Annotated in this window: 9 protein-coding genes and 1 riboswitch; of the genes, 2 read left to right on the top strand and 7 right to left on the bottom strand. The window is 35.7% G+C overall.

Features of this window, described 5'->3' with window-relative positions; translation table 11 throughout:
- Positions 1–11: 11 nt before the first annotated feature.
- The 7 genes from nrdF to A2J09_RS02755 form a co-directional block, all read right to left on the bottom strand.
- Complete coding sequence (gene nrdF, locus A2J09_RS02785; RefSeq protein WP_031417839.1) at positions 12–980, bottom strand: class 1b ribonucleoside-diphosphate reductase subunit beta; 969 nt, start codon at positions 978–980, stop codon at positions 12–14.
- On the bottom strand, positions 968–3,061 hold the full coding sequence (nrdE, locus tag A2J09_RS02780; protein WP_012293535.1) for a class 1b ribonucleoside-diphosphate reductase subunit alpha: 2,094 nt from the start codon (positions 3,059–3,061) through the stop codon (positions 968–970). The genes nrdF and nrdE overlap by 13 nt, the downstream gene beginning before the upstream one ends.
- Positions 3,058–3,417 (bottom strand): class Ib ribonucleoside-diphosphate reductase assembly flavoprotein NrdI, encoded by a 360-nt coding sequence (nrdI, locus tag A2J09_RS02775; protein ID WP_012293534.1) that lies wholly within the window; start codon positions 3,415–3,417, stop codon positions 3,058–3,060. Before nrdI ends, nrdE begins: the two co-directional genes overlap by 4 nt.
- Positions 3,414–3,638, bottom strand: a complete 225-nt coding sequence (locus A2J09_RS02770; RefSeq protein ID WP_031417836.1) for a glutaredoxin family protein — start codon at positions 3,636–3,638, stop codon at positions 3,414–3,416. The genes nrdI and A2J09_RS02770 overlap by 4 nt, the downstream gene beginning before the upstream one ends.
- Positions 3,639–3,754: 116 nt before the next feature.
- Positions 3,755–3,933: riboswitch (cobalamin riboswitch) on the bottom strand.
- 526 nt (positions 3,934–4,459) lie between these two features.
- Positions 4,460–5,365: an NAD(P)/FAD-dependent oxidoreductase gene (locus A2J09_RS02765; RefSeq protein ID WP_036161086.1), complete on the bottom strand. Its 906-nt coding sequence runs from the start codon at positions 5,363–5,365 to the stop codon at positions 4,460–4,462.
- Between the two features lie 465 nt (positions 5,366–5,830).
- Positions 5,831–9,970: a chitobiase/beta-hexosaminidase C-terminal domain-containing protein gene (locus tag A2J09_RS02760; protein WP_012293531.1), complete on the bottom strand. Its 4,140-nt coding sequence runs from the start codon at positions 9,968–9,970 to the stop codon at positions 5,831–5,833.
- A gap of 79 nt (positions 9,971–10,049) precedes the next feature.
- Positions 10,050–11,915, bottom strand: coding sequence for an S-layer homology domain-containing protein (locus A2J09_RS02755; protein ID WP_012293530.1), 1,866 nt, complete (start codon positions 11,913–11,915; stop codon positions 10,050–10,052).
- A 677-nt stretch (positions 11,916–12,592) separates the two neighbouring features.
- Here A2J09_RS02755 and A2J09_RS02750 point away from each other — a divergent pair.
- Positions 12,593–12,955, top strand: coding sequence for a DUF2085 domain-containing protein (locus tag A2J09_RS02750; protein ID WP_051563202.1), 363 nt, complete (start codon positions 12,593–12,595; stop codon positions 12,953–12,955).
- An 18-nt stretch (positions 12,956–12,973) separates the two neighbouring features.
- Positions 12,974–13,255, top strand: coding sequence for a zinc-ribbon domain-containing protein (locus A2J09_RS02745; RefSeq protein ID WP_036161082.1), 282 nt, complete (start codon positions 12,974–12,976; stop codon positions 13,253–13,255).
- Positions 13,256–13,356 lie beyond the last annotated feature (101 nt).

The raw sequence follows: 13,356 nt of genomic DNA, 5'->3' as shown, positions 1-13,356 counted from the left end.
TGTTCTTCATCCTAACGATTAAAATTAAATGTGTCATCTGTAATTGGCGCTACTTTTGCCTTAGCATAGGTAGCCCCCTTTTGTGAAAAGAAATCATATGTGGAGCCCTCATTACGAATTCCATTCATAACGATTGGATTCACTTCTTCTTCAGGAAACATAGCTTCAAAACCAACATTCATTAAGGCTTTATTTGCATTATAACGCACATAGGCTTTTACCTCAGGCGATAATCCTGTCTCCGCATAAATGTCCTCTGTATATTTCATTTCATTCTGATATAAATCCAGCAGTAATTCATAGCCCCATAATTGTAAAGCTTCTTGCTTTTCTTTTGAAAATTGCTTATATAGATTTTGAGCAAAAAATCCTACTGCAACACCATGAATGGATTCGTCGCGCAAAATGAGGGAAATAATTTCAGCACTGTTTCTTAAAAAACCTTGCCCACCTAAGTATAATGGGTAGAAAAAGCCAGAATAGAAAAGGAAGGATTCAAGCATAACGGATGAAAACATCGCTTTCCATAAGCTCTCAGCGTCCCCTTCTTCAATACTATTATAAATATCCGCTATTTTATTTGCCTTATATTGTAAATATTCATTTTTCTTTACCCATTCAAAGAGCTCGTCTATTTCCTCGTTTGTACAAAGCGTTGTAAATATATAAGAATATGATTTAGCATGTATTGCCTCAAATGCATCAAAAACGGTTAATACAGCCTTTTCCTGTAAATCATCTGTATAAGCAGCAACACGATTCATCCCAATATTTGTCTGAACGGTATCCAGCAAGGTTAATCCTGCAAACACTTTTTTATACGTGTCCTGATGCTCAAAACTTTTCCACTGTTGAATATCTTTACTCACTGCAATTTCTTCGGGAAACCAAATTTGCTTCCATTGCTGGTCCCAAAAAATTTGGGCCAGTTCACTTGTTGCTTTGTTCCAGTTGACTGCCTCATACACTATATTTGACATGCTACACACTCCTCTAAGCTTTGTAATCGTTGACGAACATAGTAAACGGACTTAATCCCTTTAACCCATGCATAAATGTATACTTTAGCTAGTTGTTCTGTTGTCCAATTATCAGTGACATAAAGAGTCATTGAAATACCTTGGTCAACATGTTTTTGAGAAGCTGCGTATAAATCAATTAAATCATAAGGATCAACATCATATGCCTCTACATATAGATGACTGTTTTCATTTGTTAAATGTGGCATTGGATAAATTGTTCGACTATCTGCATAATCACGAACCTCTACACGTTCTGTACATGGAGAGATGGAGGCCGTACAGCTACGAATGTACGAAATACTACCAGTTGGTGCTATAGCTAAACGATATGAATGGAATAAGCCATATTGCATAACATCTTGCTTTAATAATCCCCACATTTTACTAGTAATGATTGGAATGTTTCCGAGTGCTTTTAATACAGCAGGTGAAAGCTCTTCTTCAGTCTTATTTACATATTGATCAAAATAGATACCTGAAGCATAATCGCTATCTTCAAATCGATAGAACGTTTCTGCTTTTTCTTTAGCCATTTCCATCGATGATTTTAGAGAATAATAGTTCATTGCTTCCATAAAGCGGTCCATGAAATGAATAGAATCTTTCGAGCCATACATAATTCCCTCCGTAACAAGATGTCCATGGAGATTCATACACCCTAGACCTACTGAGTGCATTAATTGATTGGCTTTTGCGACCGACGGAACATTTTTGATGTGCGTCATTTGGGATACATTTGTTAATAAGTGCATAGCTGTATCGATTAATGCTTCAAAATCATTTACTTTACTCGCTGCGTGGATATCAATTGACCCTAAATTACACGACACATCTAACCCATATTCGTTAGGTTGATCTTGATCTGTGATAACACTAGTTTCTTGAACTTGCAAGATTTCAGTACATAAGTTTGACATTTTTACGCGACCGATATTTTTTAGTGGATGTACGTCATTAACATTATCATCAAAAATTTCAAAGGGATAACCGGATTCGAATTGAGCTTTTTTTACCTCTGTATAGAGTCTACGCGCATTCAAACGTTTAATTTTACGGATTTTAGGATTATCTAGTAGTTCATAGTACATTTCAGAAATTGAAATTTCCGACATTCGTTTACCATATACTTTAAAAATATCATATGGACTAAATAACACTATATCTTTATCACGCTTCATCAGTTCGAAGAAAATACTTGGTATAATAATACCTGTTGATAGTGTTGCGAGGCGAATTTTATCATCAGCATTTGGTTTTTTTGATGAAATAAAATTCTCTATATCTGCATGGAAAATATTTAGGTAAACAACTCCTGAGCCATTACGCTGACCAAGCTGATTAGAATAACTAAAAGAATTTTCTAATAGTTTCGCCACTGGAATCACACCACTTGCACGATTTAGTATTTCTTTAATTGGATCACCTAAAGGACGTAAATCCGTTAAGTTGACCCCGACCCCTCCACCTAGACGTGATAGCTCTAAACAATAACCAATATTTTCAGCGATGCTATTCATGGAGTCATCCATGGATAATTTAAAGCAACTTACTAATTCGCCACGAGCTTTCTTCCCACTATTTAATGCAGTAGGCGTTGCAGGTTGATAGGCTTCCATCATCGCTTCCACAGAACGTTCTGCTAGTACCGTGTTCCCCTGTGCCAAGTACAAGGCAATAATGACAATCCGGTCCTCATATTTTTCTAAGATTTCTTCTCCATCACGACTTTTCATAGCGTAGCTGTCATAAAATTTGCTAGCACTCATAAATGATGGGAAACGGAAATTATAATCATACGCTTTTTTGTACAACTTTTTAATAAAATCCATCTCGTACATGTCGATAAAAGCTTTTTCGTAGTAGCCTTCATCAACTAAATAGCGGATTTTTTCCTCTATATCTATAAAGTAACGTAAACGTACGTTGACATATTCTAAAAAGTAGCGGCGCGTAGCCTCACGATCCTTTTCTAACTCTAGTAGCCCCGTTGTACTATAACGATTCAGTACGTCATTATTAAGCTTTAAATAAGTTTTCATCCCATTACCCTCGTTTCATAAAACGTTTGTATAGCTTCATAATCTGTTTGATTGCCGCGCAAATCTAATTTCCTCACTAATGGTACATGATAGGTAGTAGCAATTTTCTCTCCTGCTGCGCCAAATACATGATGTCCAAAGTTACTGTTGCCACTAGCAACTACTCCTTTACAAAAATCTCTGTTTTTATCTAAGAAACGTTGCACTTTTGCTGGAATGTCGCCTAAACCATCTGTGTATGTAATTAAAAGATAAGGCTTATTCAAGCTTAATTCCTCTGAGAGTTCAATAGATTCTGCCCTTAGTTTAGATACTACATTGCGGACATTTCCTGTACGACTAGCGTAAACGATCATAGTGTAATCATCTCAATACGAGAAACAATTTCCTGAACATCCCCTATAAATGTTTCATCCACCTCTAAAACAGGCACACTTAAAAAACCTGCATCAATAATTGTTTGTTTAGCTTGTTCATCGTGATCAATATTAACAATTTCTGCTTCAAGTCCTGCTCGTTGTAATTCGGATTTTACCCAAAGGCATTTTGGACAGATTGTTTTCGTATAAAGTTTCATAGTAATCCCTCTTTTCATAAAATAAAAAAGCTACCTCTTCTAAAGAGATAGCTTACATGGAAACGTTAACATACTAAAAATACTGACGTTCCCATCTCTTAATCCCCGAAGAAATGATAAATTTGTTTTATAAAGGCAGGTCTCCTGGCTTTGCTTCAATCTCTGATTTCCTTCCCATGCGAATGCACAGTGGTTACAATCATCGTCAGCTTTACAGTTGCGGGGACAGCGTCGGAATAGTACCGAACTTCCCTATTAAACTACATATAGTAGTACCTATACAAAACGAACACAATATATTGTTTTTCAATAGTTTTAAGTGTACCATCCTTTATATAAAAAGTAAATCGCGAAATAAAAGTTCATCAATTTGAGACTATTCATATTTTCTGACATAACCTTAAACGAAAGAGCTAAAACATAATCATATAAAAATATAACTATAAAAAAAATAGGAAGATACATGCTGATCATTTATTTACCTAATAACTTAGGCCCAATTGAAATTTTATTCATAAAAAAGGCATCTTTCCATAATAGTAAAGATGCAATTATGACTAAAACTACATAATCGTCAACCCACTTTGAGAAAGATGTAAATCATTCATCATACTCAATATATCCTATCTTTGCAGATTTTTCGTTGTACTTGTCCCTTTGCAACTATTCATAATAATCAGGTACCTTTAGCCAGTTATTCTGTATTCATAGTATAACATATCCAAGTTCTTTCTCTGTCCGCTCAACTAGGTATATTAACTTTATCCTTTATTTACAAAAATAGCTGATGAATTTTCTATACTCATCAGCTAACCTTTTACTTAAAACCTATCTATTGTGATATCCAAATTTATACTAGAGGCTGTCTTAAAACCTTCCGCAGCAGCGATCATTAAAGAAGAGGCACCCCCCTTTTCCGTTTCACCTGCAACATATATTCCAGCCGCTGTTGTTCGTCCAGCACCATCAGTAATAATTATCCCATTTTCATCAACTTGGCAATTTAGCTGTTTAGCAAATTTATTTGGACGATAAAAATTAGGTACGACAAATCCACCACTTCTTAAAATATGTTCACCTGTTTCTAATTCAATACTAATTAAGTTACTATCTTCCCCATGCAAGTTTTTTACACATTCTGTATACAGTTTAATTTTTTTACGTTCAAATTCACTTTGAACGTTATCGGAAAGTTGATGACCATTCGTAAAAACGATTAAATCCTGTGACCAATTAAAAACCAATTTGGTCATATGTTTAATATGCTCCTCTTTTTCTGCTATGATAGCCAATGGCTTGTCTCTCAGCTCCCAACCATCGCAATAAGGACAGCTAAACAAGCTTTTACCATAATATTGTCTGATTTGCGGGAGGGGAAACTCCTCTTGTATTCCAGTAGCTAACAATACTTTTGCAGACATATATGATTTATTTTCCGAAGTTTTGACAAGAAATAAACCGCTTTTATCATTTTTAGTTATCTCGATAATTGTTTGATCTAACATAGATATAGATGGGTAAGATTTTATTTCTTTACTAGCTATATTCTTAAATTCTTGTGGCTTTATCCCATCTCTTGTTAAAAAACCATGCGACTCTTGAGTTACACGATTTCGATTAGTTCCATTATCAAATATAGCAATCTTTCTGCGCGCCCTTCCCAATGTTAAGGCAGCACTTAAACCAGCAGGGCCACCACCTATAATTACACAATCGTATTTATTCATCCTTTTTTCCTCCACATCAAAATATATTATAGACCTTTAATATCTGTAATTAAGGCAAAAGACACCGCAAAAGTTATATACCTTTTCAATTATGAGTCATTAAACCCTTAATGTTTAACTACCTCATTAAAGATTACGTAGCATAAAATAACGTTTAGTTTGTCGGGTCTTACCGCCCTATTAAAGACTTAACATATCTATAATATCTATTTAGTTTTTTTTCGTCAATTTTTTCGTTTTCATATTTAAAATACATAGGACCATCAAATATCTGCCGTTGAAAGAATTCTTGTCCACAGAAATGAATCTACTATAGGCTAGTTATGAATGAGGTAAAGTAAAAGCCACTCCAAAAGTTTGGAATGGCTAATTTTTTTACTGTACTTCATGAATACTGTCCGTACTGTTTAATTATCAAAATAAAGTATGTTTAGCATATGCTTTACATTGTTCCTGCAAGTATCATTACTTAAATTCAATTTCCTCTGCCGATGCCCCTTTTGTATACGTTATGGTCGATCCAGCAGGTAAATTACGGATTTCTTTTACATTTTTTCCTTCAATAATAATGGAACCAATTTTCGTACCTTTAAAGTCAATAATCGCATTTCCTTTTTTAGGACTGATCACTACAGTTTTGTTTGCAAATCCTTCGCCATGGAATTCGGCATATTGACTAAATACTGCAATGCCATTTTTAATAATGGTATTTTCCCCTAACGTTAATGAAATGCTTGGACGATTCACTATTAATTTACCAGTCTTGTAGTGATTAAAGCTATATACATTTTCAGGTACTATTGGTGTTGGTATTTCTTCTTTTCCTGCTTGCAAATCAATTTGAACTAATACAGGGTCATGATCCGATGCTCTGCCTTGTGCCTCTGTAAAGTTCGCATTCATATGAATTAGGTCAATTTCCGTAACATCCGCAAGATGATTCGAAACTAAAATATGATCCAACACTTGATTGTTCCCTTGGAAGAAGTACGTAAAACGATCTTGCTCTGGGGCTTTATCTATCATATTCGTTAAAACATCTCCTTTCAATGTTTCAAGTGCTGGTGTGAACTCAAAGTCATTCATGTCCCCTGCCACTATGAAATTTAAATTCGGATTTATGGCAAGTCCTTCATCGATAAAATCATTGATGGCCTGAGCAAGTTGAATACGTTTCTTAACTGATTCTAAAACTGGTGGCTGTGTTGGTCCCCAAAGTGAACCATCCCCACCTTTAGAATTTAAGTGAGCTCCGATAATAACTACACGTTCATCTTGGAATTCAAATTCCGCTGCAATTGGTTTTCGTGTATCTACAAATTTTGATGGATCAACAAAGCCAGGATTTAAAGCAAGGCTTCCATCTGCTGTCCATGTATTCGCTTGGTTGCCTAACCCTTTTATACCTGACACTAATGAAACACGTGTCGGATTATATAGATAGCCAACACGAATATTACCGCCTGGTGCACCGCCTACTGTATTGTTAATTGGCATGACATCAATCCAATCATAAGCAGGACCACCCGCAGCTTTTATCGCATGAATTAATCGCATGTAGCTTTCAGATGCATCTGCATTTCCTGAATCAATTTGACCATCGTTATCTTGAACTTCGACTAATGTAATAATATCTGGTGACTTCATATTATTTACAAATGTCGCTGCAATTCTGTCTACTTTTTCGTTAGATGTATTGGCAGGATTATTCGAAAAGTTTTCGATATTATAAGAAGCGACATTTAATTTGTCCGCTACTGGTTGAAGATGCGTCACTTCTTGTTGAAGATGTGCCTTTGTTACATTAGGAAAAACATTATTCGTGTTCAGTCGATAGCCATCTGTAAAGTTTTCTACAAATCCGATAAGCGGTTCATTAAAGCGATCCCCTGAATCATAATTTTTTCCAGCTACTCCTTCAAGCATAATTTTTTCTGGATTATAATCATCGGCTGCAATATTTAAACCGCCATTCACATTAAATGTATTATTTGTTGTGCTTGGTACAACAATTGGTGAATCATTATTGTACATCGGTCCAATCACTCTCGCCTCTGGGAACGATACTCGCATATACTCAATGGATTCCCAAAAATCGATGCCATCTTCTTGTGGATCAAAAATTGCCAAGCCATCATTATCAATAATTTTATTTGGCGGGAATAGATCCTCTCCTATCACAAGAGGCTCTGGAATTACTGCTTTACCTGTTTTTGTAATATTGGTTGCTGAAATTTGCGTATCTCTTAATCGAGAGTTGCCACCCGCTTCAGTTACATTTCCTGATACTTTAATAACGTCCCCTACTACTACATTATGTGCCGACTTACTTACCTTGATCGCTGTCGATTTTACGCCATCGAATGCTGTCTCGCCTTCTTGCATAATGAAGCTACTTGAATTAATAACGAATGTTACAATTCCTTCTACATCATTTACTGCTAAATTGACATATGGCGATAGGTGGCTTGCCCCTTGAATATCGCTAATTGTGGCATTGTTAGTATCAATCATCTCATAAACAAATGTAGCAATCGCACTATTCGTTAAACCTTCTTTCACTGCAATCGCTTTAATCGTCAATGGCTGATTAACAATAATTTCCCCTGTATACTTTGTACTAGCTGTTGTTGGTGCAGAGCCGTCCAATGTGTAATAGATCGTTGCACCTTCTGTCATGGTAGAAAGCGTAACCTTCGTACCAGCTGTTATTCCACCAACGTGAGAAGCTTTGATATCCTGAACCTTTGTTACATCTTCAATAATGCGAAGCGGGAGGAGTTGATGATTTGTATATTGACCAACAATGCCTGTAATTTCCCCATACGTTTTTCCACTTACTAAACCAGAGTCTCTTGTTTTATCATAAATAGCAAATGTGCCTGCATCATCAGTTCCGGTAAAGTTTTGACCTGAACCAGTAATAGCAACATTTTTAATGGTTACTAATTTCGATTCATTGTCTTCTCCAACCTCAATACTTTTAATAATATGTGCCTCTGGTATTGTAGAAGGAACAGGCATGCCAACAAGCGAAATATTCGTTAATTGCTTTAGTCCACTATATTCATCTACTTTACCTTGCACCAACACCCGATCACCGACTTTTGCAGTAAGACTATCTACAGGATAAATAGCTATCGCCGCGCCGTCTTCATCTTGAATGTGAGCAGTCGCTGTTTCTAATTTTGCTGTTACAATACCTGATACGGTTACCACTTGTCCTATTTCTTTATTACGTGCTTCCGTAATCGAAATATGGGTTGGTGCATCTTTAATTGTAAAATTAAAGGTCGTCATTCCACTATCGTTTAAGCCCGTTGCTGTAGCAAATGCTTTAATCGTCATTGCTTCATTTACAACAATGCCCGCTGCTGTATTATAAACCTCACTAGCTGTTGACGGTTCGGAACCATCTAACGTGTAATAGATTGTTGCATTTGGTGTATCTGTAGACAATGTTACCTTTGTACCTGCAAAAACTTCACCCGTTGCTGGAAAAGCTTTCACATTCGTTACTTCTGTAGGCACATAATTTAATACTAATTGAAAGCTTTCCGCGTTTAACGTTTTTAACTGATATGCCCCGTTAAAAATGGAAGCAATCCCTGTCACTGTAATCACATCATTGTTATTGAACCCATCTGCTTCAAATTGAGAGAACTGATAGCCCGTACGGTTATCATGGCGAATTAAAAGCTCGTTATTTTCTGCATCAGCTGCTTTAAACTCAAATGTTCCATACGTACCAGATGACGCTAAATCTTTAATCTTCACATTTTCCAGTGTAATTAACTTACCTTGTATACTGTCATCAATGGGTAGATTAACTATTTGTGGTGCTGGTGCTGTCCCTGAAGAAATGCGTTCAATTGTTGGCGAATTAAATTGAACTTCTCCACTAAATAAACTCGTTTTCCCTGTGATTTTGACAATATCTCCAACAGCTAAGCTCCCTGCTTCAGTTGAATTAGAGAAAACATATACCCCTGCAGACTCATCCTGTACATAGAAGGCCTTGCCACCCCAGCTACCAGGTGTTGCTGTAACGGTCCCTTGAATCTGAACTATACGGTCTGTTCCAACAGCTGCACGAGCTTCGGCAATTGTCCCTTCTGTGACAGAAGGATTAGTCGGTTCTGTTGGTTCACTTCCAACGAACTCAATTGAAGTGGGTGATTTTAGCCCTGCATGACTACCAAAATATTTATCTAGTGACCCTGTTATTTTAATTTTTTTCCCAAGATTACTTGGGTTTGTTTTTAAACCAAAGTTGGCTCTATATGAGCTTGGGGAGGTTGGTAATTGAATATACAGCATTTTCGTGACATCTGTTTCACCAGGTGTGTCGGCAATAGCCAGATTTGTGTCGCTATCTGCTATCACTGAATACGAAGTTTCACCTTTAACAAACCCAACTATATATCCTTCCACAGTAACATTATTCCTAGCTGAATTGGGATCAAATTGGTTGACAGCTTCCCCCACTCCAATAGCTTCTGTCGTTTCCGCCTTTACAACTGTTAGATAGGGCAAAATCATAGAAATTACAAGTAAAAATGATAACGCTATTTTGGAAACGACATTAAATTCATATTTCTTCATTCATTTAGCTCCTTAGATTTTTTATCTTTTAACCTTTTCTCTATCTTGCAAAGGAATTTACAGAAAAGTTATTAGTCAATTACTCAATTACTGTGTTTCCTTCAACAGATAACCCATCTAAACTGATGTTAACATTTGGTGCATCAATGATTAAATCACCTGCAATAATACCAGTACTACCAGTTGGCATTAAAGAATATCTCCCTTTAGCTGTTGGAGCTGTTATCGTTACATTCCCCATCAAGGTATGACCATTCAAATCAATCATGACTAAATCTGTTAATGTTACATCTGAAGACACTGGAGCTATTAATTTAATTACGTCTCCTGCTTTAGCTTTTTTTAATGCTTGTTTTAATTCCTCAGCATTCTTAACATTAAATTCATTCACTTTTTCTGGGGGAATAACTGGATCAGGGGCCACATTTCCTCCACCTGTGTTTGGTGCCCCAGTACTCGGCGAAGAACCTCCAATAATTGCCTTAATTTTGCTAGCCACCGAGGCATAATTCGTAATAATCTTTGTTACAGATGAACCTGTTGGGATCGATAAGTTATTTATTAGTAAATCTGAACCGATTGAAACTCTTGCATCAGGGTTTAGAATCGTTAAATAATTAACTACACCAGCAGCATTTAACGCTAATTCCGCGGGCGTGGAAAGCAAAAGTCGTTCAAACTTTACATTTCCAGTCATATTCAGTTTTGCCGTAGAATCTATTGTTACCTTATTTGCTGCTCCATCAATATTGATAGCGGATATAGCAGCTGTCATAATAATTTCAGGAATGACTGTGTTCGACACAATCGAAATATTATTTCGTTTGACATGTACTTTTCCAGTATGCGAATTTTTAATTTTCAATACAGGTGTACTTTGATTTGCAATTTTATTTTCTAAAGAAGCATTAGCTCCATCCATGGTATCTACTAAAATTCCGTCAGTAACTGTGGCTCCATCAAATTCCACTTTTGTTTTAACAGTTGGGGTAATAGTCGCTTTTCCTGTAACCGATATATTTTTAACTGTCACACCATCTGCGTTAATTGTTATGGAATCAAGCGTTGCATTTGTATTGAATACAACTCCCTTCTCTACTGAACCTGCATTATTTAAAACAACATTATTTACTTTTGTCATCACACCATTTTTAATTGTTGCTGTAATTTCAGCCTCCAATAGTGCGGTTCTGTTTTCAGTGGTAAAAATTGACTTTACTGAATCATTAAAAAGATAGGTCTTACCATTAATAGTCATTTCATTCGCTGTATAGTCTTCAACTTTAAACGTTACACTTTGAGAGGGGTGAGAAATCGAAGGACCAACCGCTTCTGAACGATTAATAAATGCAGCCATTTGCCCTCGTGTTACATTTGAAGAACCTTCAAATAATGTAGCTGTCTTGCCATTCGTTACGTTGTTTTCATATAAAGCAGCAATCGCTTCTTTGTACTCAGCACGCACATCCGTGAATGGTAATGAATTTGTATTCGAAGCTTTTAAATGAAACGCGTTCGCTAAAATCTTTGCTACATGGTTACGTTGAATATAATCACCCTGACGAAATGTTCCATCTTCATACCCATCAATAATCCCCTCTTGCTTTAAAGCCGCAATAGCTCCAAAATATGGCTGAGTAGTAGAAATATCTTTAAAATTGGGATTGCTAACATTGGATGTGTCTAGTCCTAAAACACTTGCAATAATTTTAGCAGCTTGTCCACGTGTTACGTTTTGTTCAGGTTTAAATGTGCCATCTTGGAACCCATTAATCATGCCACGATCATGTAAATGCTTAATGTCGTCATAAAATGGATGCGTTCGATGGACATCCTTAAAGCTACTTGCTTCTGATGCAATCGGTGCTACCACCACTACTGTTGAAGCCGTTAATGCCATTGCTGTTATTGCTTTTAAATACTTCGATTTCCTCCATTTACTCATACTTAGAGTAATACCTCCCCATTTTCCTATTTAATAAGGGTATTGTTTAATCCAATGAATGAATTCAAGGTAATTGTCAAAATTAACACTACCAAAATATTGGTTAACATAGTAATTTTAACAGAAAAATAATAAAAACATTCTAATTTATTATTAATATTCTAAATACTATGTAAAATAATCTATAGTAAACTTTAACAATATGAATAAGAGAAGTAATATCAGCTCTTTGTCTTTTTCCCCTGCCGTTACATTAAATTTTTCCGCTTATATAAGCCAGAGACAAGGTAAACGCTCTATCACTTTTAAAGAAATTGAAACATTTGCCCCTTTCTCCTCAACCTTTTTCACAATGCGATAATCACTTTAACTGAAAAAAGCTGATGAGTTTCAACTACTCAATCAGCTTTGGAAACCGCACTTATTTATTACTATTGACCCCCCATAATATAAAGATGGCCTATATATCTTTGCCGAAGCTGTCGACTTCTTAATAGCTCAAAAAAAACTTTATTATCCTCTGTCAAACGCTCTTTTGAACTATCTTTCCGAACAACTAATTTCTCATTCAATCAATATTTAAAAAATTATATATTTAAAACTAAATTATGTAGTATATTCCATAAATTCTATTTATGTTATATACTATACGCTAGAATAATAAAGGAGTTACAGTTTTGGAAAATAGTATTAATTTTCTTTTGAAGGTTGTTTTCTTTTGCCATCAAAGACCAGACCGGTCATTTCATTATAATGGGAAAAAATTCCCACTATGTGCAAGGTGTACTGGTATGGCAGTAGGCTATCTCTTATCCATACTATTAGTCATACTTTTAGGAAGATTTGATTTATGGATTATAGCCTTATTAATTTTACCAATGGCTATCGATGGTATAGGACAATTATTTGGTAAATGGACAAGTAATAATAATAGGCGGTTCCTCACTGGATTACCTGGTGGAATCGGCATTATTTATCTTTTCTATACTATTGGTTACCAATTTTTTTTACTTGGCCAATATGTTGGAAGAAATCTATAAAATACTGGAGGACCTATTATGTATTGTAAAAATTGCGGCGAACAAATTTCGGAGCACGCAGAAATTTGTATCCACTGTGGAGTCCGCGTAAAAAATGCAAGTGGTGAAGACAAACCCAACTTGGCCGTTAACATACTTACACTTTGCTGTGTGCCACTTGTTGGATTAGTGTTGTTCTTTGTTTGGAAAGACGAAAAACCAATTGCGGCTAAATCTGCTTTAACTTTCTTCTTTATTAACTTAGGACTTATCATATTATTCTATATTGCCATGCTCCTTATAGGATTATTTAGTTCCTAAATCGAGTGATTACATATGTAAGGTATTTATTGTAGTGAACATAATCTTTTTTAGCTAAATATGCTCTATAAGGGATGTACGTTCAACCGTTATCGATACTA

The organism is Lysinibacillus sphaericus (genome assembly GCF_001629735.1).
GTDB classification, from domain to species: Bacteria; Bacillota; Bacilli; order Bacillales_A; family Planococcaceae; genus Lysinibacillus; species Lysinibacillus pinottii.
The sequence above is the reverse complement of the archived record's forward strand: the minus strand, read 5'-3'. Positions and strand labels throughout refer to the sequence as shown.